Origin of the sequence: Terribacillus saccharophilus (assembly GCF_046592895.1) — a bacterium.
Taxonomy (GTDB): Bacteria; Bacillota; Bacilli; order Bacillales; family Amphibacillaceae; genus Terribacillus; species Terribacillus saccharophilus_D.
This window is the reverse complement of sequence record NZ_JAWVPU010000005.1, coordinates 290,754-315,198: the sequence shown is the minus strand read 5'-3', so window position 1 is coordinate 315,198 and position 24,445 is coordinate 290,754. Positions and strand designations below refer to the sequence as shown.

Sequence of the window (24,445 nt, the reverse complement as noted above, 5' to 3'; positions counted from 1 at the left end):
TCGGTATTTTTTATATTTTCAAACTTTTCCTGTATAATAAAAAGTACCAAACACAAGTTTTTTATGGTACCAGAGGAGGGGCTTATGAGTTTATACATCATGCAGCTGGATAGGGAACGGAGTGAAGCATTCTTATACCAGCAAGTGTATCAGCAAATGAAACAAGCCATATTGGAACGGCGATATTTGCCGCATGATAAGCTGCCTTCCAAGCGGGAGCTGGCAGCCAATCTGCGCATAAGCTTGAATTCAGTCAATGCAGCCTATCAGCAGCTTGTGGCAGAAGGCTATCTTTACACACGGGAAAGGCAAGGTTTCTTTGTGGAGGATCTGGACACCTTTCACGTACAGCCGGAGAATCACGTATCGAATCTTCCTTCTCATTTATTGGAGACGGATAAAAAGCGTAATGTGAAGAATTCTTTCTCCCATATGAGTGCTGATATAGATGTGTTCCCGCTGGAAAAATGGCTGTGGTGTGAGGAACAGGCACTGCGGAAGAAAAAGGAGCTATTGGAGGAATATGTCGATCCCCAAGGGTTATATAGTGTGCGGAAAACGATAGCTCACTTTCTTTCCCAATCACGAGGTGTGCGCTGTTATCCGGAGCAGGTTGTACTTGGATCGGGAACACAGCTCCTGACACGTCAATTAACGAAGCTTTTGCCCAAAGACACTATTTATGGATTGGAGGAGCCTGGTTACCAGCGCATGTATCACTTATTGAAAAGTGAAGGGAGAGCTGTAACCGCTTTGGACATCGACCAAAAGGGTATCCGGATCGATGCACTTGAAACAAGTGAGGCCAATGTATTGCTAACAACGCCTTCGCATCAATTCCCTACCGGGGCGATCATGCCGATATCGCGCCGGATCCAGCTGCTGAACTGGGCCAACGCCGGCCCGAATCGATATATAATCGAAGATGATTATGATAGTGAGTACAAATATGACGCCGATTCCATTCCATCCTTACAAGGAATGGATGGGGCATCGCGCGTCATTTACATGGGTTCATTTTCAAAATCACTTTTACCGGGATTGAGGATGAGTTATATGGTATTGCCGATACCGCTTCTGGAGGTTTATAAATATTCTTTGCATTTCCTGATGTCTTCCTGCAGTACAATTACGCAGCTGACACTACAGGAATTTATCGAGACCGGGGAATACCAAAAGCATATCAAGAAAACGACGAAATTATATCGGATCCGCCGGGCCATGCTGATCGAAAAGCTGCAGGCAAAATTCGGGGACATCATTTCCGTAAAAGGAGAAAAATCGGGCTTGCACTTTTTGGTTTCATTTCACGTGGAACGTCTGGAGGAGGAAATAAAAAAGAAGGCAGAAGGAAGAGGGTTCTTACTTTATGGAATCAGCCGTTTCTATAATCTGTCAGCTCCGCCCCGGACACCAACACTGATCCTCGGCTTTGCAAGTATGCGTACAACCGAAATGGATGAAGCTGTAGAACGTCTATATGAAGCTGTTTTTCATTAATCAGGAAAGGACCCGTCGCTGACGGGCCCTTAGTTTTAAATACCAATCGAAATATATTTCGTTTCCAAATAAGGCTCGATGCCTTCGATTCCGCCTTCGCGGCCGACGCCGCTTTCTTTCATGCCGCCAAATGGCGCTTGTACTGCGGATGGGCCGCCGTCGTTCCAGCCGACGATGCCGTATTTCAGGTTTTCGGCGATATATAGGCCGCGGCGGTAGTTTTCGGTGAAGAAGTAAGCAGCCAATCCAAATGGTGTGTCATTGGCGAGCCGAATTGCTTCATCGATGTCTGTGTAGGTTGTGATAGGTGCTACTGGTCCGAATGTTTCTTCGTGCATGATGGTCATGTCATCCGTTACTTGGTCAAGAACGGTCGGGTTGACGAAGAAATAGCCTTTATCTGCATCGGCGTTATATGTGCCGCCTGCCAGTACTTTAGCGCCTTTGGATTTTGCATCGTCGATTTGGGCAACGATTTTATCGAAGCCTTTTTTATTGATGACTGGTCCGATTGCGACGCCTTCTTCCGTACCTTGCCCAACTTTCAATTCGGTTACAGCTTTGGTGAATGCTGCTGTGAATTCATCCTTTATGGATTCATGCACGAGCAGTCTGTTGGCGCAGACACATGTTTGTCCTGCATTACGGAACTTGGAAGCAAGTGCATGCTTCACAGCATGGTCGATATTGGCATGTTCATCGACGATGAGGGGGGCGTGACCGCCAAGTTCCATCGATACATGCTTCACAGTATCGGCGCTTTGTTTCATGAGCAGCTTGCCGACAGGAGTGGAACCTGTAAAGGAAATCTTCCGGATGTGCGGATGCTCGGTGAAGATCTTACCGACCATTTCACCATCGGCATTCACATATTGGATGACGTCTTCTGGAATTCCGGCCTCATGTGCCAGATCGACAAGGCGGATGGCAGTCAATGGTGTGTCAGGTGCAGGCTTGATGATGAAAGTGCAGCCTGCAGCCAATGCCGGTGCCGCTTTTCGCGTGATCATCGCTGCCGGGAAGTTCCATGGTGTGATGGCGGCGACTGGACCGACGGCTTCCCGTGTGACAAGCAGACGCTTATCGGTAGTGGAGGCAGGGATGGTGCGGCCGTAGACACGTTTCGCTTCTTCGGCGAACCATTCGATATAGCCGGCGGCATATAAAACCTCGCCTTCTGATTCTTTCAGCGGTTTGCCGTTTTCGGCTGTCATGAGCGCAGCGAGCTCTGCTTTATTTTCAATCATCTTGTCATGCCAAGCACGAAGGAGCTTGCTGCGTTCTGTGGCAGAGGTTTTGGACCAGCTGCTGAATGCTTTGTGTATCTTTTCGATTTTCCCATTGACCTCTTCTTTTGAATCAAGTGCTACTTTTTCAAGCAATTCACCTGTGGCTGGGTTATATACATCGAATGTTTCTGTCATATCAGATGCCCCTTTTCTAATTTATTTCCTAGTAAAAGCTTACCAAGAGTTTTTTCTTTCAGCCAAAAAAACTGCTCAAGTATTTTGCTGTTCACGTTTATATTCCTGTTTTGAGAGGTAATTATGCAGGAAGAAGAACGATAAAGAAATTAATAGGAAACGTTGATATGATGGGGGTTTCAGAGGTTGGGAGGGAGGTCTTCTGAAGGATTAGTTATCAGAATAAAAAGAAATTAATAAAGTGGGTTTACAAACCATTGCATTCCTGTATATAATAACACTTGTCAGTTTCGAGTTACGAAAAACGTAACGAAGAAAAAGGGCATCCTGGCCCGTTGGTCAAGCGGTTAAGACACCGCCCTTTCACGGCGGTAACACGGGTTCGAATCCCGTACGGGTCATCAAGTGGAGGATTAGCTCAGCTGGGAGAGCATCTGCCTTACAAGCAGAGGGTCGGCGGTTCGAGCCCGTCATCCTCCACCACTTTCTTGAAAAAAACAAGAATAAAAAGTGTTGACAAGATAAACGATAGATGATAAGATATCATTCGTGACGGTCGAAATCAACGACATTAAATAGCGCGCCGGTCTAGCTCAATTGGTAGAGCAACTGACTTGTAATCAGTAGGTTGGGGGTTCAAGTCCTCTGGCCGGCACCACCTATGATGGAGGGATAGCGAAGTTGGCCAAACGCGGCGGACTGTAAATCCGCTCCCATCGGGTTCGTAGGTTCGAGTCCTACTCCCTCCACCATTTATTGGGCTATAGCCAAGCGGTAAGGCAACGGGTTTTGGTCCCGTGATCGTTGGTTCGAATCCAGCTAGCCCAGCCATTTACTTTCTTTTCAATAGAATGTTTTTGAGCCATTAGCTCAGTTGGTAGAGCATCTGACTTTTAATCAGAGGGTCGAAGGTTCGAGTCCTTCATGGCTCACTTTATAGATCAGTTCCAGTAACTGTTTCTATTACGCGGGTGTGGTGGAATTGGCAGACACGCTAGACTTAGGATCTAGTGCTTCGGCGTGGGGGTTCAAGTCCCTCCACCCGCATCATCTTTACTATACTACTGGGCGGAAGTAGTTCAGTGGTAGAACACCACCTTGCCAAGGTGGGGGTCGCGAGTTCGAATCTCGTCTTCCGCTCCATATGGGGCCTTAGCTCAGCTGGGAGAGCGCCTGCTTTGCACGCAGGAGGTCAGCGGTTCGATCCCGCTAGGCTCCACTCATATGATTGCCGCCCAATAGGGCGGTTTTTTTTGTTTCCAAGCACAGGGTGATTTCCTGTGCTTTTTTGTTTATTCTCTGTTGCATAGGGAAACAGCTAAGGTAAAGTCTGTTGCCAGGAGGATGTATATGGAGGAAGTGAATACATACAAGCGCAGGAATATCATATCTGGTTTTTTGTTTGGTGTCGGGTTGGTTGCTTTCATTGATGAAGTTGTTTTTCATCAGCTGCTGCATTGGCATCATTTTTATGATTTATCTTCTTCGACATGGGGGCTTATTTCGGATGGTTTCTTTCACGCGCTGAGCTGGTTTGCGACAGTTGGCGGGTTATTCCTTTTTGCCGATCTACGCAGGCGAAAACGTTTGATTCCGCTAAGGTGGTTTGGAGCTGTGTGTTTGGGGAGTGGTGTATTTCAGCTGTATGATGGATTGATTCAGCATAAGGTACTCCGTATTCACCAGATCCGTTATGGCGTCGATATCTTCTATTATGATTTGATTTGGAATGGTATTGCCGTTGTATTGATTGTGGCCGGGATTGTATGTGTGCGTATTTCTCGGAGGAAGCACTATGCTGAGTGATATGTTGGCGATATTTATCTGTACATTTTTCATAATCGCCTATGCAGCAGCAATGCTGCATGCATCCAGACGATTCAAAGCTTGGCCGCTATACCGGCTGCTTTTGTTTGCTGGCGGTGTGATAGTCGGTCTTCTGGCTGTTTCCGGTCCGATTGCGATGCATGCGCATCATAGTTTTACTTATCATATGATCGGACATTTATTGCTTGGCATGCTTGCTCCGTTGCTGCTCGTGTTGTCACAGCCTGTCACATTGCTTATGCGCGCACTTCCGCAATCTGGTTCGAAAGCTGTATCGCGTCTATTCCGAAGCAGGTATGCGCATTTCATCATTCACCCAATCACAGCGGCGGTACTGAATATCGGAGGGCTTTGGCTGCTTTATACCACAGCTTTGTTCCATTATATGCACCAATCGAGCTGGATCTCATTCATTGTTCATCTGCATGTATTTGCTGCGGGCTATGTGTTTACATTAGCTATTGTTTATTCTGAACCAGTATCTTATCGGAAAAGTCATCTATACCGGATGGTTGTGTTCATTTTTGCATTGGCCGGACATGGGATATTATCGAAGTATCTTTACGCAAATCCGCCAGCAGGGGTGAACGCTGCTGATGCGCAGGAAGGTGCGATGCTGATGTATTATGGAGGAGATGTGATCGATTTGATCCTGATTTTCCTATTATGCTGGCAATGGTACCATGCTGCTGCTCCGAAAACGTCAATCCCTTCCACGAAAGCTGCCGAATAAGGCAGTTTTTTTATGTGATTGGTAAAAATAACACAGAAACGAATTTACAAGGTGTCAAGACACATGTAAACTATATGTGTAATATATCCTATTCGGCAGAGGTGCAGAGATGGAACAAACAGGAGCTAGTAAAACAGCGGGCAAACCGATTTCCGAGCGTAAGCTGCTTGGCATTGTTGGTACCGGCTGGTTGTTTGATGCAATGGATGTAGGTATTTTATCTTTTATCATCACAGCATTGACGTTGGATTGGAATCTATCTGCCGAGCAGGCAGGGTGGATTGGCAGTGTCAACAGCATCGGCATGGCTGTCGGGGCATTTGTGTTCGGAATCATGGCTGACAGGGTCGGCCGGAGGACTGTCTTCATGATCACGATTGTGGTATTTTCCATTGCGAGCGGTTTATCTGCGCTGGCAGCTTCTTATCTTATCTTTATTGTGCTGCGTTTCTTCATCGGAGCAGGACTTGGAGGAGAATTACCGGTAGCTTCCACGTTGGTTTCGGAATCAGTGGCACCGGAAAGACGGGGGCGCATGGTTGTGCTGCTGGAAAGCTTCTGGGCAGTCGGGTGGCTGCTGGCAGCAATCATATCATATTTTGTCATCCCGGATTATGGATGGAGGATAGCGCTTTTGCTGACAGCGATACCGGCATTATTTGCTGTTTTTCTTCGTAAGAACTTACCGGATTCCCCGTCGTATACGAAGCTGAAGCAGAAAACATCCATCGCACACAGTATCCGTCAGCTGCTGGCAAAAGGATCGGCCAAGCGCAGCCTGATGCTGTGGGTCGTCTGGTTCTGCATCATGCTCAGCTATTACGGTATGTTTCTTTGGCTTCCAAGTGTGATGGTCGAAAAGGGATTCGATATGGTCAGGAGCTTCGAGTATGTATTGATCATGACACTTGCGCAATTGCCGGGTTACTTTTCCGCAGCCTGGCTGATCGAAAAGATAGGACGAAAGCCGATTTTGATCATCTATCTGATTGGTACAGCCATCAGTGCGGTGCTGTTCGGTAATGCAGAATCTGCTGCCATGCTGCTTGCTGCGGGTATGCTGCTCTCCTTTTTCAATCTGGGGGCTTATGGCATTCTTTATGCGTATACACCGGAACAATATCCTACAGCCATACGGGCCACAGGCTCTGGAATTGCTGCAACAGCAGGAAGGATCGGCGGTATCCTTGGACCGCTGCTGATTGGCTACCGCGACAGTTTAGGGTTCTCGGTGAGTGCTGTTTTCCTTCTATTTTGTGTGACGGTGCTTATTGCGGCAGCTGCTGTCTGGATCCTTGGGGAGGAAACAAAAGGGAAGACACTTGCGTGATGCGTGATTTCGGCAGTGTATGGTAAAGTAGAGCAAGAGTAAGAAGGAGGTAACGCTTTGTTTTCCATACAAGATTATACCGAAACAGTGAGTGTCTGCTTGGAAAAGCATTCAGAGGATGTTATAAGTGAACTGAAACAGATTTTCCAGCTGCCGTTCTTGCCGGAAGTGAAAAAGATCGCTTTCCGCATGTTCAAAGAACCGATGGCGTTTGAGCTGACGGTTATGTATTATGCGCTCGATGCGGATGGCAAGGAACGCTATTACGATGAAATGGGCGATAAATACGCAGGTGGAAGTGAAGAAGTGGCAGAAGAGATTCCATACTTCCAGCTGCCGGATGATGCGACCGATGCGTTCGAAGCCTTCCGGGAACTGCAGGAAGATGCTGTGGAAAAGGCCGACGAGCAAGTGATGGTTGCTTGGTTCAGCGATTGCTATAAAAGAGCTGGCGGAGAAGCTTTCCCGCTTGAAGTGAGTATCGGTTTCCATGATGATGTGAAATCTTATTTCATCAAGCGGGGAGCCTGGGCGGAAGACCGTCATTGATTGAAAGTGCGTACCATGTGTACGTGCTTTTTTTCATGCAAAAAAAAATTAACAGCTCCGCTTGATAGCTGTTAATTTTGCTAGATATCTTTTCTTTGTTTTTCGTATTCGTTCAATAAATCATCAAGCTGGACGCTTGCTGTGACAACGGCATCGGATGTAAGCGGCATGCGACGGGATAGATAAAGCATATGATTGCGCGTCTGCTCAATTTTTTCCAAAAGATTGTCTAATGTAACCATTTTTACCTCCAGAATCTGATATACTATTTGCTGATAAGATTACCCTTTCTTTTTCTATCTAAAACGTCAAAATCCGAAAAAAATAAAAAAAGAGAAAATAACTGTTGCTGGCACAACTTTAAGGTTTGAAATAAAGATATTTTTTATGAAAGTGAAACCTTTTCAGAACGTCATTCGTTACTTAGAAGCCGCAGTTAGGCGGGAGGATTTTCATGGAGAACATCATAAAATATCATATAAAGAACGTCAAGAAGGGTGATCATGCTGCCTTTGAAGAAATTGTTTCCTTTTATCAGAACAAGGTGTACCATATCGTATACCGGATGGTCGGAGACAGTCATGAGGCACAGGATATCGCCCAAGAAGCGTTTATCCGTGCTTACACCAACATCCAATCTTTTGACGAAAATCGGAAATTCTCCACATGGCTTTACCGGATTGCAACGAATCTGAGTATCGACCGTCTGCGTAAGAAGAAGCCGGATTTTCATCTGGATGCAGAAGTGAAAGGGACGGAAGGGTTGGATATGTACTCGCAGCTGGCTGCTGATCAGGCTTTGCCTGAAGAAGAGGTCGAGGGCATGGAACTGCAGAGTTACATCCACAAGGAGATATTGTCCCTTCCGCCAAAATACCGCAGTGTCATCGTGCTGCGGTTTCTGGATGATTTATCTCTCGCGGAGATCGGGGAAATCCTGGATCTGCCGCTTGGGACAGTGAAGACGCGCATCCACCGTGGCAGAGAACTACTGCGAAAAAAACTGCGCCACGTATAAAGGGGGGTTACACATGAATTGCGAAGAAAGCCTCGCGCTCATGCATCTGTATTTGGATGGAGATGCTTCAGAGGAAGAAGCAAAACAGCTCAGGGAGCATTTGAAATCTTGTCCGGATTGTAATCAGCATTACCGGGAGCTCAAACAAACGGAGAGCCTGCTTAGCGGCGCTGCCTATGAGTTGGGTGCACCTGCTGGCTTCACGGCAAGCGTCATGGCGAATTTGCCGAAAGAAAAGAAGCGTGCCGGATACATGAGGTGGTTCCGCACACATCCTGTCATCACAGCAGCTGCGGTATTCTTCCTATTCATGTTCACAAGCATGATTTCTGCTTGGAATAGCGATGGCAGTGTAAGTGTATCGAAGCAAGATGGTTTGATAGTAGAAAATGATCTCGTCATTGTACCGGAAGACGTCACGGTCAAGGGGGACCTTGTCGTTGAAAATGGCGATTTGGATATCAAGGGAAAAGTCGATGGCGATGTGACGCTCATCAATGGTGATCTTGTCGAAGATCCCGGGGCAAAAGTGAATATGGCATCCGCCGATAATATAACAGGTGAATATCAGGAAATCGACCGGATATTCGGCTGGGCCTGGTATCATATCAAAGAACTCGTGACATTTTGATAATCTGAGATGGAGCTGCTTATATAGGGCTCTCTTTTTTTTTGCCTTATGATCATTGGCGGCACAAGCCTGTATTGCGGTAGAATAACAGGGGACAGTAAGCAATAACATCTCCCTGTTCAAAAGCGACTGCAATAGGGGAACTGTGCTATAATGTACGAAGAAATTCGAGCTATTCATAAATAAAAGGACGTGTATCCATGTTTGGGGGATTAAGTGAACTTTCGGTTATATCCATACTGCGGATCATCGTGGACATTGCGGCGGTATGGTTCATCTTTTATAAAGTCTTGATGCTCATAAGGGGAACGAAAGCGATACAGCTGTTGAAAGGGATTTTCATCGTTGTCATCATCGCTTTCTTGAGCAGCGAGCAGTTACTCGACTTCCCGATGCTGGCATTTTTGAGCTCGCAGGCCATCACCTGGGGATTCGTTGCCATCGTCGTGCTGTTCCAGCCGGAAATCAGGCGTGCTTTGGAGCAGCTTGGACGAGGAAGCTTCTTCTCCCGGAACGTGCGATCGGAGGAAGAACAAACAAATAGGAATATAGAAGCAATCGTGAAATCATGCAATTACATGGCAAAGCGGAGGATCGGCGCGCTGATCACGATCGAGCGTGAAACTGGGATGGGTGACTATATCGAGACAGGCATACCTGTGAACGGTCATCTGACATTCGAGTTGCTCACGAATATCTTCGTACCGAATACACCTTTGCATGATGGAGCCGTCATCTTGAAAAACAATGAAATTGCAGCGGCAGCTTGCTATCTGCCTCTTTCCGAGAGTCCTTTCATATCCAAGGAGCTCGGCACGCGTCACCGGGCGGCCATGGGAATAAGCGAAGTGACGGACTCCCTGACAATCATTGTGTCAGAAGAGACCGGGGCGATCTCCTGTGCAAAGAACGGGGAATTATTCCGGGATATCACGCCGGATGCTTTAAAAGAGATGCTCGACAAGGAAGTTGGCGTGACGGTTTCCGGTTCCAAGGCAAGAAAATGGAGGGGTAAAAATGGATAAATGGCTGAAAAGTCCATGGACATTACGCGTCGTGGCGTTAGTGTTTGCAGTCCTTCTCTACGCCTATGTGAGTGCGGAATCCGATGTGAACAACCGCGCAGGCGAGGTGCCGATCACATCTTCCGATGAAACGAACACAGTCGAAGCCCCTGTCAGTATCCGGATCGATGACTCCAAATATGTCGTGAGCGGCGTACCAGAGTATGTCTCGATGCAGCTTGTCGGTCCTGCAAGTGATGTGACAGCTGCCATACAGCAGAAAAATTACGAAGCTTATGTCGACCTGACGGATCTGGACAGCGGAACGCATACCGTGAAGCTGCATTACGAGAATGTTTCGGATAACCTGCAAGTCTATATGCAGCCGGCTAGCGTCGAAGTGACGATCCAGGAAAAAGCTTCACAGCAATTCAATGTCAACGTAGGCTATACCAATGAAGACCAAATGGCATCAGGCTTCCAAGTGGACAGCTCCTCAGTGGAACCTAAGACGGTTTCAATCGTAAGTACACAAGAGGTCATCGATCAGATTGCCAGTGTACGTGCATATGTGGATCTGACGGATGTCAAAGCCGATATAGACAGCAAAGAAGCACCAGTGAAAGTATATGATGCACAAGGTAATGAGCTTAGCGTGAATGTCCAGCCAGAGACTGTCGAAGTTTCGGTGCAGGTGAGCAATCCGAGCAAGACAGTCCCGGTGGAAGTGAAAACAAAAGGGAAGGCTCCTGATGATGTGTCGGTTGCATCGCTTTCCCCAGATACAAAGGAAGTGACGATCTACGCTCCGCAAGATACATTGGATGGCATCGATTCCATCAGTACCGAGGAAATCGATTTGTCCAAGATATCGAAAAACCAGACAGTCGATGCCGATCTGGCATTGCCGGATAATGTACGATCGGCAAGTGAAGATCAAGTATCGGTGGACATCGAACTGGATGAAACGAGCGAGACGACGATCGAGAATGTACCGATAACGATCGAGAACTTGCCTGACGGGCTGAAAGCAGCATTCAGCGACCCGCAGAACGAAGAGATCGATGTTACCGTGAGCGGAGCGCAGACGGAAATCGAAGGCCTGTCAGCTGACGATATCACCGCAGTGATCGATGCCGGCGGCTTGGAAGAAGGAGAGCAGACGGTTCCAATCGATGTGACGGGACCTCAGAATACAGAGCTCACCCCAAGCCAGGAGGAAGCGACAATAACGCTTCAGTCCGCAGCAGGCAATAACGATGACGAAGCGAATACGAATGACGAAACAAATACGGACACAAATACGAATACAGAAACACAGACACAGTGACTGTGAGCCATGTGAAGGAGAGGTAACAATGGGAAAATATTTTGGAACGGATGGCGTCAGGGGGATTGCGAATAAGGAGCTCACCCCCGAGCTTGCCTTCAAGTTGGGCAGATATGGCGGTTATGTACTGACAAAAACTAGCGAGCAGCGGCCGAAAGTGATGATTGGTCGCGATACACGTATTTCCGGTGAGATGCTTGAAGGAGCACTTGCGGCAGGACTTCTTTCCATCGGTGCAGAAGTCATGCGCGTCGGTGTCGTTTCCACTCCAGGTGTCGCATACCTTACGAAAAACATGGGAGCAGCTGCAGGTGTCATGATTTCAGCTTCCCACAATCCGGTTGAAGATAACGGAATCAAATTCTTCGGGCCGGACGGATTCAAACTTTCCGATGAACAGGAAAATGAAATCGAACAGCTGATCGATGCGGAAACGGATGAACTGCCGCGTCCATCAGGAGCCGACCTTGGTCAGATCAATGACTATTTCGAAGGCGGCCAGAAGTATATCCAATACCTAAAAGGAACGATCGACAACGATTTCGAAGGTCTTCATATCGCAATCGACTGTGCCCACGGGGCAACTTCTTCCATCGCGACACATTTGTTTGCTGATTTGGAAGCGGATATCTCCTCGATCGGTTCATCTCCGGACGGACTGAACATCAATAAAAACGTCGGATCCACACATCCGGAAACATTGCGTCAATTCCTTTTGGAAAAAGAAGCAGATGTCGGTCTTGCCTTTGATGGTGATGGCGATAGATTGATTGCTGTCGATGAAAAAGGACAGATCGTCGATGGCGATAAAATCATGTACATCTGTGCCAAATTCCTGAACGACCACGGACGTTTGCGTCATAACACGGTTGTATCGACGGTAATGAGTAATATCGGTTTCTACCGTGCGCTGGAGCAGCATGATATCAAGAGCAACAAAACAGCTGTCGGCGACAGATATGTGATGGAAGAAATGCGCCGCGGCGATTATAACCTTGGCGGAGAGCAATCCGGACACATCATCTTCCTTGATTACATGACGACAGGTGATGGCATGCTTGCGGCTTTGCAGCTGATCAATGTCATGAAGGAAACAGGCAAAAAGCTTTCCGAGCTTGCAGCCGAAGTGGAAATCTTCCCGCAGATCCTGAAAAACGTGCCGGTGACAGATAAGAAGGAAGCACTGGAGAACCAGCAAATCCTTGATTCCATCGCAGAAGTGGAACAGGAGCTTGGCGATAAAGGCCGCGTCCTCGTTCGCCCTTCCGGAACAGAATCACTTGTCCGTGTCATGGTGGAAGCACCAACGAAAGAAGACTGCGAAAAGTACGTTGACAAAGTAGCAGCAGTCATCGAACAAGTATTGGGAACAAAATAAAATCAACGTATGCGCAGGGAACAGAACATGCTCCCTGCGCATACTTTATTTACATGCAAGAAAGAATTGACCAACCTGATTTCCTTGATGTAAAATAAGGGGGTTATGTCATTCCAGCAAGAAAGCGAGGATAGAGGTAACAATAATAACAAGCGCCAGGACTTATCCCGAGCGGTGGGGTAAGTTGACGAGGTGGAGGTTTATCGAAGTATTCGGCGGATGCCTCCCGATTGCACACATCTCAGTCGTCACGTTCACGGCCGAAAGCAAAGAGGCGACTCTTTGGATAAGGACTGAACAAGATGTGAAAAATAGATAAAACGAGAAAGGGGCACTCAGGCGCCCCTGGCTTTAAAGCGCAGGCCGCTTGTTTGCCTCTTCCAAGTCTTGAGGAGGACAACAACGACATGTGTGGAATTGTAGGTTATATCGGACAGAATGATACGAAGGAAGTATTGCTTAACGGACTGGAGAAGCTGGAGTATCGCGGATACGATTCAGCTGGTATCGCAATCGAAAACGAGCAAGGCGTGAACCTTTTCAAAGTAAAAGGTCGCATTGCAGCATTGCGTGAAAAAGTGGATCACAGCGTTTCATCCACGATGGGAATTGGTCATACACGCTGGGCGACACATGGTGCACCGAACGTAGATAACGCGCACCCGCATCAAAGCGCTTCTGGCAAATTCACAATCGTGCATAACGGTGTAATCGAGAACTACGTCGACATCCGTAAAGAATACCTTGCTGACGTAACATTGAAAAGTGATACCGATACAGAAATCGTTGTACAGCTTGTAGAGAAAATGTATGAAGAGACTCAGGACACAGCAGCGGCATTCCGCAAAGCGGTCAGCTTGCTTACTGGTTCTTATGCTCTTGCCATGATCGATAAAGACGACAAAGAAACAATCTTCGTAGCGAAAAACAAAAGCCCATTGCTTGTAGGTATTGGCGAAGGCTTCAACGTCGTAGCAAGTGACGCGATGGCAACACTTCGCGAAACAGATACGTACAAAGAAATCCGCGACAAAGAAATCGTCATCGTTCGCCGTGACAGCGTGGAAATCCAGCTGCTTGACGGTACAAAAGTAGAACGCGATACGTTCAAAACCGAAATCGATGCAGCCGACACGGAAAAAGGCACATACGATCACTATATGCTGAAAGAAACAGATGAGCAGCCATTCGTCATCCGTAAAATCATCCAGCACTACCAGGATGAAGCGGAACAAATCAAAATGGACCCTGCCATCCGTAAAGCGATGATGAGTGCAGACCGCATTTATATCGTGGCAGCTGGAACGAGCTACAACGCAGGACTAGTCGGTAAACAATTCATTGAAAACTTGGCTAAGATCCCGGTTGAAGTGCATATCGCAAGTGAATTCGCGTATAATATGCCGCTTCTTTCCGAAAAGCCATTATTCATATTCCTTTCCCAATCCGGAGAAACTGCCGACAGCAGAGCTGTATTGGTGAAAATCAAAGAACTTGGACACCCAGCACTTACAATCACGAACGTGCCAGGATCCACCCTTTCTCGTGAAGCAGACTTCACATTGCCGCTATACGCTGGCCCAGAGATTGCGGTAGCCTCTACTAAAGCATATACAGCACAGATGGCAGTTATGCTATTGCTTGCTGTAGACGCTGCAAAAGGCAAAGAAATCACACTTGATTTCAACCCGCTTCAAGAGCTTGCGATCGTTGCGAACGCAATGGAAGTACTGACAGACCAAAAAGAAACATTCGAAACACTAGCACAAAGCTACCTAAGTGAATCCCGCAACGCATTCTTCATCGGCCGCGGTGTCGATTACTTCGTCTGCGTCGAAGGATCACTGAAACTAAAAGAAATCTCCTACATCCAAGCAGAAGGCTTCGCTGGAGGAGAACTGAAACACGGCACAATCGCCTTGATCGAAGAAGGCACACCAGTAATCGCACTAGCAACACAAAGCTCCCTGAACCACTCCATCCGTGGAAACGTCCAGGAAGTAAACGCACGCGGTGCCAACACATTGCTCATCAGCATGAAAGGCCTAGAGCATGACGAAGACGCCTTCGTCATCCCAGCAGTGCATGAGCTATTAACACCACTTGCAAGCGTCGTACCGCTTCAATTGCTTGCTTATTATGCAGCAGTTCAGCGTGGTGCTGATGTTGATAAGCCGAGGAACTTGGCTAAGAGTGTAACGGTGGAATAAGTATAAATAAAGAGACTATACCCTTTGAGGTATAGTCTCTTTATTTATTGATTATTAATAGTGATAATCTCTTCACAACGGGCATATTTATTTTTAATAAAATACTCTTTAACTGTTTGCTGATTGGCTGTATATATAACTAATACTAGCGATTTAATCGCCCTGCTACAGGCTACATAAAATAACCTATTTGTTTTGTTTAAAACTGTATCTTTACCTTCAGTCTCATTCCTTATATCTGTGGAGGATTTATCTTTAACACCAAATAATTTATCATAGCTAAAGGTGTTTCCCTTGATGCTGTGATCATCTATTATCACTTGAACATGCGTATACTCTAAACCTTTTGAGCCTTGTTGAGTAGTAATACCAGAAATTCCATCAAGGTAATGATAGAAATTTACTAACTCCGCGAATTTTACGTTTGAAGCTACTCTCCATCCTGTGTCTTCATGAAAGTCATCTCTTAGTTTAGTGGGCAACTCAAATAAGTTAGATTTTGCTAACTCTTCGAAAAGACAGCCTAATGTTATATCACTATTAAATATATCTAATAAATTTTGAAAATCAATTCCGATTTTATTTAGAACTGCATAAGATTCATTACGTTTTTGCTCTAACTCATTAAATCTATAACTATAGAGTTTAAGCAAACGATGCATTGTAAAATCATCTTTTTCTTTCCAAGCATAGTATATTGGTATTATTACTTGCTTTAGAAATGTATGTTCTTTTGATTCTCCGTCCAGAGCCCTATCGGTATCTTTAACAGATTTGAATGCATCGAATAAACTCAAAAAGTTATTTCTTTCTGCTGCCAACCTATGTTCCAATACTAGTTTATACGGAACGTATTCATTATCGATCTTATTAGATAAGATATGGTCTTTAATATCAGATAATATGTCCTCTTCACTTTTAATTCTTGGTAAGTTATTATTAACGAGGTAAATGCGAACTAAACCCTTATCGACTCTGTCTTCTGTACAGACTTTTTGTTCAAGATTGTCGATATTTTTTCTGAGATTATTTGTAAAGTCTACAATTCTGCCATAACTTCTCCAGTTCACCTTTTTTTCAGGCATTTCTAAACCTTCAAGAGACTTAATTAAGTCTGCTTTACCATCTAAGTAAACTCTTTGCATTACGTCTCCAAATAGGCCAAGACAGATCTTGTTTTCTTTATTTAGCTTTAAAAAAGAATCCATTATATCTTTATTTGTATCTTGGCATTCATCGACTAAAATTATGGGATATTTATTGCATACAAGCTTCCTGAATAAATTGTTTGAATTCATTAAAAAGCTAAATATCTTTAGAACATCTGAGTGACTTAAAGATCCTTTTTCACTTAATGTACCTTCTGGTGAATAGTTAAAGACTTCTTTACTTTCGATTTGTTTTCTTTGTAAATAAAGCTCATCTAATTTCTCGTTTTGTTTTTGTGTCAATCTTTTCTTGTCTGTAAGTTCCTTGATTTTAAGATTACAAAAATGAAGTAAGGCTACTTTTATATTTTGATTATGACCTTTTATTAAGGTCCATACATAACTATGAATTGTAGAGATATCAAACATTGAATTCTCTGGTGTTCTAGATATGATTTCTAGACTAGCAACTTTTGTATATGTTATAACAGCGATTTTTTTGTTAGTCTTTTTTAAAATATCTCCGCTTCTTTTGTTAATGTTATTGAGTAAGTTTACAAGTGATCGTGTTTTACCAGCACCCGCACCTGCATTTAAAAAAAAGCTTTTTGGATTATCTAGAGTAGCATATGAGGCAAGCAAATCATCAATATGATCATCTGTTTTATTATGAAGTCTCACCTATTAGTTCCTCCTTAACTTGGATAGGCTCACCTTCAGACATTAATTGAAGTTCTAGCCATTTTAACCCATCTTTAATATATTGAGGGCATTTCAATATATTTTCTCCCTCTATATATTCTTCAATAAATAATAAGTCTAAAGCAAATTCAGATTTTACATTCTTTTTATTAACACAGTCAAATAGTATTTGGTTATGATCTTTACTAAATTCACTTAAACTTCCAATATCCTTGAATAATGTGTTAATTCTTCCTATAAGGTCACTAAATGGCGCATTTTCTATATCTAAATCTTGGAACAGTTCAAAGTTCGTAAGGGCAATTGCATCTTCAAAAGTCCTAGCATAAACATTATTGCTATATCTTTCATATTGATAAGCTAAATATAGAGATTTCTTAATCTTATCATTTGATTTCTTATTGATTAGCTGATGTATTAATTTATCATCTAAAATTGAATTACTACTTGTTGAGTTAAATCTATCATGTAATCTACGTTCTTCTTTTTTCTTCTCAAACCAACTATTAATTGTAGCATTAGATGACTTTAATTCATCCGTTATATCTATAATTGTTTTTGTCCCATCCATCTTTACAGAATCTATATCTGTTATGATCAAAGTAGGGCGGTTTATTACTTCAAGGAAAGGTAAAAACTTATTTGCGTAGGCACCTCCAACCTCAAGAATCGTTATATAACGACTGGTTAAATTATTGAAGTGGTTCCTAATTAATTTTGGTAATAATATTCTTTCAGAGACACCTTCAATTAAAATTATTGCATCCGCAAAGAATAAATCGTGTTCATATAACTGTAGATATTTCTGTACAAATTTTTTGTTAGGTAACCCTTTAATCTGTTCATTTTTATCATTAAAAACAGCTTCAGAATCTAAAGTTACGTCTCTTAAACTAATTACATCGGAAGAGAAAAGATCGTCTTGTAATCGCCTATTAAAATAGATTAATTCATCAATATCTGCCTTGTAAGTTATATGACTAGAATGTGTGCTGACTAGTAATTGAGTAGAGTAAGTGGCTTCTAATTCTACTTCGTCTTGAGATAAACTAATTAATTTGTATGCCTTATCAATGAATACTTTCTGAGCTTGTGCATGAAGATGAGCTTCTGGTTCTTCGATTAATACTAGATGTAATGGTTCTACAATGGATCCATTTCCATTGAAAGACAGTCGTTCTTGTTTAAAAATACTCAATTTAAAAAACATTGCAATTAAATTTTGGAAGCCTAGACCGTTATTATGCTCTGGTAAGAAATACTGTTGATCATTAATTCCATCTTTGTGTGCATTTAATAAAAGGCTGGCATCACCTTTTATAGAATCTGATAAGTTAATCTGAGGGCGAACAGTAATTGAAGGGCTTCCGAACCCTGGATAACCTAGATTCCCCATTTTTTCTTGTATAGGTTTGATTCCCTCTTCTAAGTGGCTTTGGAAAATTTTCTTAGAATTAGTTACTGCTTCAAGTATAGTGAAATCCTTCTCGGAGAATTGCTTAACTGGGTTTAGATAATCACTATAATAATTAGAAAATAATTTTGAAAGTTGTCGTGTATTATCTATACTAACTTTAGAACCATCAATAGTGTCTCCGTCTTCATTTGAATCTATTAATCCTCTTTGTGCAGCTATTACGCTAACTTTGACAACGTTTTTTAAGGGATTAGCTGATAGACTTGTCGAATTATCGTATTTCTCGCCCCCTTCTAAATCAGGATTTGACACGTAGTATTTAATTGAAAAATATTTTTTGAATCTATTATCGGAAGCTAAGAAAGATTTGAAATCACTTGGCCAATGATCTTCTGCTATTTCATCTAAACTATTTCCTTTTGTATTATGTTCTTCTAAAGTATCTTCTTTCCATTTATCTACAGTATTTCGAAAGTTTTTATAGTCTAGAATTAGAGTATCAAAGCTAGTAGGTTCATAAGTGTATGTTACTGCTACTCTTTCACATTCTTTATTTAGGTACGGTATTAAAGACTTAACATGATATAATTCGTTCTCGTCTACATTCAGTGTTACTTTTAAAGAAGGGAGTAGTTCTCTCACTTGATTGTTTAATTCTGTAAAATCCAATTCTTTATTCTCATCTTCTATTTTCGAGTAAAATAATGTAAAAATTTTATTCAGTTTATTCCAATTACCTATTGAGACGTCATAGATATTGAATGATTTCTTGTCAGTCAAGAACTTCGCTAAAACTTCAATCGCTGATGTTTTCCCACTATTATTTGGGCCTATAAATAGATTTTGCTTCTGGGACAGACAAATACTTACATTCTTTAACTTCTTATAATTTTTAATACTCAGTTTTTCGATATACATAATACCCCTCCTTATACCCATTCTAACATGGTAAATGCTGGTTATGTAATCACCATTTTCTTGCTGAAAAAGTTATTTTGCTAATTAAAATAGACTATAAGATGAGGAGAGGTTAATATCAATGAAAAAAACATATTTTATTTGGCTTTCTATTCACTGTGTTGTTTGGACTTTAGCATATTGGGATTTTGCCGCGAATCTAAATGCAGGGCAACTAACAGGTGTGGCTGCCTTTTTTGTTCTGTTATTCATTGTGCCGCTCTTTATAGAAAAACTACTGATACAAACCCTATTATTCTGTGCGCAAGCTCTACTGACAATCCTCATCTTTTATCCTATAAATAATGAATTGAGCCCATATGCAATTCTTGTACAATCATTAATTATAGCCGAAGCAGTTTTTTATCTATCCCGAACTAAAAGTTTCATTGTAATTGCTGTGCAGCTAGCAAGTGCTGCATTTATTTTAATGATATCGCCACTCACAACTTCGCAATTATTCTGGTGTGCATTATATTATCTTTTACTAGTAGTTGCTTTACTTTATCATCAAGTTATACTTAACAAAGAAAAAGAGGCCAGATTAAGTAATGAGGCCTTGTTTGAGGAATACAGGAACATGAAAAGGCAGCTTCTTGTGGAGGAACAGCAGGCGAGACAAGATGAGCGGATGTTGATTGGACATGAGATACATGATTCTGTTGGGCATAAGCTGACGGCATTGCTCTTTCAATTTGAAGCTTTTCGTTTAACTGCAGCTGAAAAAGACAAGGAAACGGTTGGGAAACTGAAGGATTTAGCTGAACAGAGCTTGGAGGAAACAAGGCAGGCTGTGCGTTCATTCAAGCAAAGAGAAGTGGGCGGATTGCAGGGTGTGATTCAGCTTATCCGGAAGTTAGAAATAGAAAGTTTTATGAAAATCAACTTTACCGTAAAGCATGGGGCGTTTGCGGCTCCTTTAACTGGGGAGCAGTCATTTGCGATTTATCGAGCTGTGCAGGAGGCATTGACGAATATTATGAAGCATAGTTCTACAAGGGAGGCGCAAGTGATATTCGAATCGCCTGGTGGGAGTATTTTTCGGTTTGAGGTGATCAATGCTGCGACGCATGATCGCTATTTTCAAGAAGGATATGGGTTGAAGGCGATGCGGGAGCGCTTGGAGAAGGTGGGCGGAACGCTTGAGATTGATTTTGATGCAAATCGATTTTTGGTGAGAGGCACGATTAGATTAGAGGACTGGGGCGGTTCTAATGATTAAAGTTTTGCTGGCTGAAGATCAGGTGATGGTGCGTCAAGGCTTAAAGATGATGATTGAAACGGATGAAGACATTCGTGTGACCGGGGAAGCAGATAATGGGAAAGAAGCGGTCAAGCTTTGTGAAAAGCAGCTTTTCGATGTGGCTATTTTGGATATTCGTATGCCTGTGATGGATGGGATTGAGGCTGCGAAAATTTTGCGCACGCGTTTTCCTCATATAAAAGTGCTCATGCTTACTACCTTTGATGATAACGAATATGTTATGAACGCTTTAAAGCTTGGAGTTAGCGGCTATATGCTGAAAAATGGGGATACGGCATCGCTTATTCGTTCCATTAAAAGTGCTTTGAGTGGTGGCTTATCTTTGGAGGATCAGGTTGCTTCAAAGGTGATGCCGATTTTGCTGCAAAACCAGGAAGAGAGACAAATTGATCCAACACTGACGCCGAGGGAAAGAGCGATATTGAAGTGTATTGGTGAGGGACTGAATAATAAGGAAGTGGCGGAACGGCTTGGGTTGTCGGTTGGGACGGTCAAGAATCAGACGAGTCACGTTTTGGAAAAATTGGAATTGAGGGACCGGACACAGTTAGCCATTTATGCGATACGTCATCGCCTTGTATAAAAAAGTGACGAAAGTAATAAGTGCCCAATCGCGGAATGACCATAGTCAGTAGTGGCTAGGGTCTTTTTTGATTATGATGCAAGTAAGAACTTTTAAAGGGGGCAGAAACCATGCTGGAGACGATCAACTTAAGCAAGTCCTTCAAAGGTAAGAAAGTTGTGCAGGATCTTAACTTGTATCTTGCTGATGGTGAGTCGGTTGGGTTGCTTGGGCCAAACGGAGCGGGCAAATCGACGACGATTTCCATGATTTCCACTTTGATCAAACCGTCGAGCGGAAGGATTACGTTGAACGGTGTGAACGCGATTGATAAGCCGGGTGAAATAAGAAGGGTGTCAGGTGTGGTGCCGCAGGAATTGGCACTGTATGAGGAGTTGTCTGCTTATGAGAATCTGAAGTTTTTCGGATCGATTTATAAATTGAAAGGCAAGGAATTAGAGAAAGCGATTCAGCAGGCTTTGGAGTTTGTCGGGTTGGAAGATCGCAAAAAGGATATGGTGAAGACGTATTCTGGCGGGATGAAGCGCCGGCTTAATATAGCGGCAGCATTATTGCATCGCCCGCAGATTCTCATCTTGGATGAACCTACAGTCGGTATCGATCCGCAATCAAGAAATCATATCCTGGAAGCTGTACGGGCACTGAACAAGCAAGAGGGGACGACGATTCTTTACACGAGTCATTATATGGAAGAAGTGGAGCAGCTTTGCGATCGCTTGTACATCATGGATCATGGCAAGGTCATTGCCGCAGGGACAAAAGAGGAGCTGCTTAGCATTTTATCGACTGAGGATAAGATAAAAGTGGAGGTCAGCAAGTTAGATGAAGCCTTTGTCCAGCAGGTAGAGGCTCTTGAAGGGGTTCATAAAATTGAAGCAGCTGAGCTACAGCTGAAGATCATCGCAGCAAAAGGCAGTAACTTGATCAGCAAACTGGTTCATCTAACCGAACAGCATCATATCCAGTTGATTAATTTCCATACAGAAACGCCTAGTTTGGAAGATGTATTCCTTCATTTGACAGGACGTACACTGAGAGATTAAAGGGGTGATAGGATGCGGAGTTTCATAAAGAAGGACTTATTGATTTTTTTGCGAGATTGGAAAGAGCTGCTTTCTGTCCTGGTGCTTCCTATCATTTTGGTCGTGGTCCTGAATTTTGCCTTTGCTGGATTGTTTGGTGATGATGACAAGGTATCGATGGATTTACAGCTAGCAATCGTGAATCAGGATGATGAAAAAGAGGCTATGGACCAACTGAACGAAAGACTGGTCAGTGACGCAGCTATGGGAGAACAGGAAGCAAATGCAATAGTGGAAGCAGCCGGCGGCGTGCAGCCTGTTCAACTTCTGTCGGATTATCTGGAAAGTGACGAATTAAAAGATTGGGTGACGGTTCATCATCTGGAGGAAAAGGAAGCTGCCGATAAAGTGAAAGAAGGCGAACTCGATGGCATGCTGATCATACCAGACGGGTATACGGCGGATAGTCTTTATGCGAGCTTCGCAGACGAATCTGCAACCAAATCACTGATTTATAAGATGGAAGAGGAGACGCTCGACAGCAGTGCATTGCAGCAGCTCGTTCAGGGATTTATCAACCAACTAAATCACCAATTTGCGATTCAGGAAATGACGGGTGGAGCAGATATGGACGTGGTGCTCCCGGAAGGCGGATATGAGGATTTAGGTACGGAGCATAACTTCACGTTAACGCAGTATTTTACCATCTCGATGGGAGCATTATTTGCATTGTTCGTAGTAACGACGGTGGCGATGAAAACGGGATTGGAAATCAGGGGCCAAGTATTCAATCGGATATTATTGACTAACACGCATCCCATGCGGTTCCTGATTGGTAAGATGGTATCGACGATTTGTCTTGTGATCCTGCAAATCATCTTTGTCTTGATTGTGTCGCACTTCCTCTTGGATGTATTTCCTGGTCGCACGCTCGCCTTTTGGGGAGGCATCTTGGTGATGATCGTTCTGCTTGCCTTGGTAATGTCCGGGTTGGCGGCTATCTTCACGGTAATCTTATTACGGATGGCGAATATAGATGCAGCCAATGGATTGTTCATGTTTATTTTATTGCTTTTAGGTACGCTAGGAGGGGGATTTGTTCCAATCTATATGATGCCGGAATGGATGCGGACCATAGGGGAATGGACTCCGAACGGGCTATTTCTGAAGATGCTGACAGGATGGGTCCAATTTGAGGATGTCTCCTTCATCGTCCAGCCAAGCATATTCTTGATTGGCATATTCCTAGTGTTCACTTTCATTGGTTTAGCTTTGTTTCCGAAAAGGGGGAAAGCACAATGAAATCTGTATTATGGGCGCAGTTTTTAAAGGACAAACGAAATCCCTTGCTCATTCTGTTATTTATCGCAGGAAGTATTGTCGCGACGCTTATATTGGGCGGAGGGGTCCAATCACAGACGAGAGTTGCCATTTTTAGTGAAGAGTCCAATGCCTCGGAAATTGAGGAGAAATGGGAAACATTGCTGAATACGAATGACTCCTTCGAATTTGAAGTGGTGGATCCGGAGAAAGCACGGGAAGATGTGCGAAATGGTAATAGCGATGTGGCTGTGAGCTTGAGTGACAATGATTACGAGCTGCTGATCGCGAGGAACATGCCGGGCGTTTCTTCTGTGGAACAGCATGTGGCAAGCGTGTTTCAGCAGGAAGCGCAAATCAGGGCGGTAGAATCGCAAGAAGAGGGAGACGTACGAAAAGAAATGAAAGACTATCTGGCTGATGCACCTTTTCAGCTGGAATCGCAAGGCGTGGACGACGAACAAATCCCTAAGTTCAACATTCGCACACAGCTGCTGTTTGCTTTCATCTTCTTGATCTCCATGTTCATCATTGGCTTCAAAGTGAATAATGTGACGCAAGATAGAGTTTCTGGTATTTGGGATCGGATGATTTTATCGCCTGTGAAGAAAACGAGTATGTACACCGGATATTTGCTATACAGCTTTTTGATTACGATGCTTCAAATCGTCGTCGTACTGATCGTGTTTAAATACATCATGAAGTACGATATAGGAGATAATCTGTGGCTGATCATACTGATTAGCGCATGCTTCACCTTCGGCATGATCAGCATAGCGATGCTGATTACCGGTTTTGTCAGGACGCCAGAACAGTTTTATGCCATCTACCCGGCACTGATTCCCCTGGTTCCGCTCGTCAGCGGAGCCTATATGATGCCAGGAACGATTACGAATCCGGTATTACTTTTCATCGCTGATCTATTCCCGCTAGCCCATGCCATGGAAGCAATCATGTCGATTGTATTTTACGGCGCAGGTCTTCAGGAAGTCACGATGTCGCTGCTGTATATGCTGCTGATAGGAATTGTGGCAATGGGAGTTGGGATTAATCTTGTGGAGCGGCGGAGTAGTTAGGGAAGTGCAGATCTTGATGGGT

The 24,445-nt window shown here is 43.8% G+C and carries 20 protein-coding genes and 9 tRNA genes; 25 read left to right on the top strand and 4 right to left on the bottom strand.

Annotation, left to right across the window (positions count from 1 at the left end; genetic code table 11):
* Positions 1 to 84 precede the first annotated feature (84 nt).
* The gene (gabR, locus tag SFC66_RS16215) at positions 85 to 1,500 is read left to right on the top strand and encodes a MocR-like transcriptional regulator GabR (RefSeq protein ID WP_411219762.1); all 1,416 of its coding nucleotides are present in this window, start codon (positions 85 to 87) and stop codon (positions 1,498 to 1,500) included.
* 35 nt (positions 1,501 to 1,535) lie between these two features.
* On the opposite strand, the gene SFC66_RS16210 is transcribed toward gabR, so the two are convergent.
* Complete coding sequence (locus tag SFC66_RS16210; protein WP_411219761.1) at positions 1,536 to 2,924, bottom strand: NAD-dependent succinate-semialdehyde dehydrogenase; 1,389 nt, start codon at positions 2,922 to 2,924, stop codon at positions 1,536 to 1,538.
* Positions 2,925 to 3,253: 329 nt separating this feature from the next.
* Between SFC66_RS16210 and SFC66_RS16205 the strand changes: the two genes are divergently transcribed.
* The 13 genes from SFC66_RS16205 to SFC66_RS16145 all read left to right on the top strand — a co-directional run bounded on the left by SFC66_RS16205 (position 3,254) and on the right by SFC66_RS16145 (position 7,363).
* Positions 3,254 to 3,325: transfer RNA gene (locus tag SFC66_RS16205), tRNA-Glu, on the top strand.
* A 6-nt stretch (positions 3,326 to 3,331) separates the two neighbouring features.
* Positions 3,332 to 3,407: transfer RNA gene (locus tag SFC66_RS16200), tRNA-Val, on the top strand.
* Positions 3,408 to 3,506: 99 nt separating this feature from the next.
* Positions 3,507 to 3,582: transfer RNA gene (locus SFC66_RS16195), tRNA-Thr, on the top strand.
* An 8-nt stretch (positions 3,583 to 3,590) separates the two neighbouring features.
* Positions 3,591 to 3,676, top strand: a tRNA-Tyr gene (locus SFC66_RS16190).
* 5 nt (positions 3,677 to 3,681) lie between these two features.
* Positions 3,682 to 3,755, top strand: a tRNA-Gln gene (locus tag SFC66_RS16185).
* A 28-nt stretch (positions 3,756 to 3,783) separates the two neighbouring features.
* Positions 3,784 to 3,856: transfer RNA gene (locus SFC66_RS16180), tRNA-Lys, on the top strand.
* Between the two features lie 35 nt (positions 3,857 to 3,891).
* Positions 3,892 to 3,971: transfer RNA gene (locus tag SFC66_RS16175), tRNA-Leu, on the top strand.
* A 21-nt stretch (positions 3,972 to 3,992) separates the two neighbouring features.
* A tRNA-Gly gene (locus SFC66_RS16170) sits at positions 3,993 to 4,067 on the top strand.
* A 3-nt stretch (positions 4,068 to 4,070) separates the two neighbouring features.
* Positions 4,071 to 4,143, top strand: a tRNA-Ala gene (locus SFC66_RS16165).
* A 131-nt stretch (positions 4,144 to 4,274) separates the two neighbouring features.
* Positions 4,275 to 4,730, top strand: coding sequence for a DUF2243 domain-containing protein (locus SFC66_RS16160; protein ID WP_411219760.1), 456 nt, complete (start codon positions 4,275 to 4,277; stop codon positions 4,728 to 4,730).
* Positions 4,720 to 5,484: a cytochrome c oxidase assembly protein gene (locus tag SFC66_RS16155; RefSeq protein WP_411219759.1), complete on the top strand. Its 765-nt coding sequence runs from the start codon at positions 4,720 to 4,722 to the stop codon at positions 5,482 to 5,484. Before SFC66_RS16160 ends, SFC66_RS16155 begins: the two co-directional genes overlap by 11 nt.
* 109 nt (positions 5,485 to 5,593) lie before the next feature.
* Positions 5,594 to 6,814 carry an MFS transporter gene (locus tag SFC66_RS16150; protein WP_411219758.1) on the top strand — a complete coding sequence of 407 codons (1,221 nt, stop codon included), beginning with the start codon at positions 5,594 to 5,596 and terminating at the stop codon, positions 6,812 to 6,814.
* Positions 6,815 to 6,871: 57 nt separating this feature from the next.
* Positions 6,872 to 7,363, top strand: a complete 492-nt coding sequence (locus tag SFC66_RS16145; RefSeq protein ID WP_411219757.1) for a hypothetical protein — start codon at positions 6,872 to 6,874, stop codon at positions 7,361 to 7,363.
* 80 nt (positions 7,364 to 7,443) lie between these two features.
* On the opposite strand, the gene SFC66_RS16140 is transcribed toward SFC66_RS16145, so the two are convergent.
* Positions 7,444 to 7,605, bottom strand: coding sequence for a Spo0E family sporulation regulatory protein-aspartic acid phosphatase (locus tag SFC66_RS16140; RefSeq protein ID WP_411219756.1), 162 nt, complete (start codon positions 7,603 to 7,605; stop codon positions 7,444 to 7,446).
* A gap of 212 nt (positions 7,606 to 7,817) precedes the next feature.
* On the opposite strand from SFC66_RS16140, the gene sigW reads away from it, so the two are divergent.
* The 6 genes from sigW (at position 7,818) to glmS (ending at position 14,934) form a co-directional block, all read left to right on the top strand.
* Positions 7,818 to 8,381 carry an RNA polymerase sigma factor SigW gene (gene sigW / locus SFC66_RS16135; RefSeq protein WP_411219755.1) on the top strand — a complete coding sequence of 188 codons (564 nt, stop codon included), beginning with the start codon at positions 7,818 to 7,820 and terminating at the stop codon, positions 8,379 to 8,381.
* Positions 8,382 to 8,394: 13 nt separating this feature from the next.
* A complete protein-coding gene (locus SFC66_RS16130) occupies positions 8,395 to 9,012 on the top strand; it encodes a zf-HC2 domain-containing protein (RefSeq protein WP_411219754.1) in 618 nt (205 codons plus the stop codon).
* Positions 9,013 to 9,212: 200 nt separating this feature from the next.
* Positions 9,213 to 10,037, top strand: a complete 825-nt coding sequence (gene cdaA / locus SFC66_RS16125) for a diadenylate cyclase CdaA (RefSeq protein ID WP_411219753.1) — start codon at positions 9,213 to 9,215, stop codon at positions 10,035 to 10,037.
* Positions 10,030 to 11,346, top strand: a complete 1,317-nt coding sequence (locus SFC66_RS16120; RefSeq protein ID WP_411219752.1) for a CdaR family protein — start codon at positions 10,030 to 10,032, stop codon at positions 11,344 to 11,346. Before cdaA ends, SFC66_RS16120 begins: the two co-directional genes overlap by 8 nt.
* 28 nt (positions 11,347 to 11,374) lie before the next feature.
* Positions 11,375 to 12,724, top strand: coding sequence for a phosphoglucosamine mutase (glmM, locus tag SFC66_RS16115; RefSeq protein ID WP_411219751.1), 1,350 nt, complete (start codon positions 11,375 to 11,377; stop codon positions 12,722 to 12,724).
* 407 nt (positions 12,725 to 13,131) lie between these two features.
* Positions 13,132 to 14,934 carry a glutamine--fructose-6-phosphate transaminase (isomerizing) gene (gene glmS / locus SFC66_RS16110; protein ID WP_411219750.1) on the top strand — a complete coding sequence of 601 codons (1,803 nt, stop codon included), beginning with the start codon at positions 13,132 to 13,134 and terminating at the stop codon, positions 14,932 to 14,934.
* Positions 14,935 to 14,978: 44 nt separating this feature from the next.
* Here glmS and SFC66_RS16105 read toward each other — a convergent pair whose 3' ends face one another.
* Together SFC66_RS16105 and SFC66_RS16100 are read right to left on the bottom strand one after the other, a co-directional pair.
* Positions 14,979 to 16,763 (bottom strand): UvrD-helicase domain-containing protein, encoded by a 1,785-nt coding sequence (locus SFC66_RS16105; protein WP_411219749.1) that lies wholly within the window; start codon positions 16,761 to 16,763, stop codon positions 14,979 to 14,981.
* A complete protein-coding gene (locus SFC66_RS16100) occupies positions 16,750 to 19,119 on the bottom strand; it encodes an AAA family ATPase (protein ID WP_411219748.1) in 2,370 nt (789 codons plus the stop codon). The genes SFC66_RS16105 and SFC66_RS16100 overlap by 14 nt, the downstream gene beginning before the upstream one ends.
* Before the next feature lie 121 nt (positions 19,120 to 19,240).
* Between SFC66_RS16100 and SFC66_RS16095 the strand changes: the two genes are divergently transcribed.
* The 5 genes from SFC66_RS16095 to SFC66_RS16075 all read left to right on the top strand — a co-directional run bounded on the left by SFC66_RS16095 (position 19,241) and on the right by SFC66_RS16075 (position 24,423).
* The gene (locus SFC66_RS16095; protein ID WP_411219747.1) at positions 19,241 to 20,380 is read left to right on the top strand and encodes a sensor histidine kinase; all 1,140 of its coding nucleotides are present in this window, start codon (positions 19,241 to 19,243) and stop codon (positions 20,378 to 20,380) included.
* On the top strand, positions 20,373 to 21,005 hold the full coding sequence (locus SFC66_RS16090) for a response regulator (protein ID WP_411219746.1): 633 nt from the start codon (positions 20,373 to 20,375) through the stop codon (positions 21,003 to 21,005). Before SFC66_RS16095 ends, SFC66_RS16090 begins: the two co-directional genes overlap by 8 nt.
* Before the next feature lie 110 nt (positions 21,006 to 21,115).
* Positions 21,116 to 22,048, top strand: a complete 933-nt coding sequence (locus tag SFC66_RS16085; RefSeq protein ID WP_411219745.1) for an ABC transporter ATP-binding protein — start codon at positions 21,116 to 21,118, stop codon at positions 22,046 to 22,048.
* Positions 22,049 to 22,060: 12 nt separating this feature from the next.
* Complete coding sequence (locus SFC66_RS16080) at positions 22,061 to 23,329, top strand: ABC transporter permease (RefSeq protein ID WP_411219744.1); 1,269 nt, start codon at positions 22,061 to 22,063, stop codon at positions 23,327 to 23,329.
* On the top strand, positions 23,326 to 24,423 hold the full coding sequence (locus tag SFC66_RS16075) for an ABC transporter permease (RefSeq protein ID WP_411219743.1): 1,098 nt from the start codon (positions 23,326 to 23,328) through the stop codon (positions 24,421 to 24,423). Before SFC66_RS16080 ends, SFC66_RS16075 begins: the two co-directional genes overlap by 4 nt.
* Positions 24,424 to 24,445: the final 22 nt, after the last annotated feature.

Bases quoted from the DNA above. Each gene is read 5' to 3' on its own strand.
- SFC66_RS16080 (WP_411219744.1), top strand. From the start codon at position 22,061: ATGCGGAGTTTCATAAAGAAGGACTTATTGATTTTTTTGCGAGATTGG.
- sigW (WP_411219755.1), top strand. From the start codon at position 7,818: ATGGAGAACATCATAAAATATCATATAAAGAACGTCAAGAAGGGTGAT.
- SFC66_RS16130 (WP_411219754.1), top strand. From the start codon at position 8,395: ATGAATTGCGAAGAAAGCCTCGCGCTCATGCATCTGTATTTGGATGGA.
- glmM (WP_411219751.1), top strand. From the start codon at position 11,375: ATGGGAAAATATTTTGGAACGGATGGCGTCAGGGGGATTGCGAATAAG.
- SFC66_RS16085 (WP_411219745.1), top strand. From the start codon at position 21,116: ATGCTGGAGACGATCAACTTAAGCAAGTCCTTCAAAGGTAAGAAAGTT.
- SFC66_RS16120 (WP_411219752.1), top strand. From the start codon at position 10,030: ATGGATAAATGGCTGAAAAGTCCATGGACATTACGCGTCGTGGCGTTA.
- glmS (WP_411219750.1), top strand. From the start codon at position 13,132: ATGTGTGGAATTGTAGGTTATATCGGACAGAATGATACGAAGGAAGTA.
- SFC66_RS16150 (WP_411219758.1), top strand. From the start codon at position 5,594: ATGGAACAAACAGGAGCTAGTAAAACAGCGGGCAAACCGATTTCCGAG.
- SFC66_RS16100 (WP_411219748.1), bottom strand. From the start codon at position 19,119: ATGTATATCGAAAAACTGAGTATTAAAAATTATAAGAAGTTAAAGAAT.
- SFC66_RS16140 (WP_411219756.1), bottom strand. From the start codon at position 7,605: ATGGTTACATTAGACAATCTTTTGGAAAAAATTGAGCAGACGCGCAAT.
- SFC66_RS16210 (WP_411219761.1), bottom strand. From the start codon at position 2,924: ATGACAGAAACATTCGATGTATATAACCCAGCCACAGGTGAATTGCTT.
- SFC66_RS16090 (WP_411219746.1), top strand. From the start codon at position 20,373: ATGATTAAAGTTTTGCTGGCTGAAGATCAGGTGATGGTGCGTCAAGGC.
- gabR (WP_411219762.1), top strand. From the start codon at position 85: ATGAGTTTATACATCATGCAGCTGGATAGGGAACGGAGTGAAGCATTC.
- cdaA (WP_411219753.1), top strand. From the start codon at position 9,213: ATGTTTGGGGGATTAAGTGAACTTTCGGTTATATCCATACTGCGGATC.
- SFC66_RS16155 (WP_411219759.1), top strand. From the start codon at position 4,720: ATGCTGAGTGATATGTTGGCGATATTTATCTGTACATTTTTCATAATC.
- SFC66_RS16160 (WP_411219760.1), top strand. From the start codon at position 4,275: ATGGAGGAAGTGAATACATACAAGCGCAGGAATATCATATCTGGTTTT.
- SFC66_RS16095 (WP_411219747.1), top strand. From the start codon at position 19,241: ATGAAAAAAACATATTTTATTTGGCTTTCTATTCACTGTGTTGTTTGG.
- SFC66_RS16075 (WP_411219743.1), top strand. From the start codon at position 23,326: ATGAAATCTGTATTATGGGCGCAGTTTTTAAAGGACAAACGAAATCCC.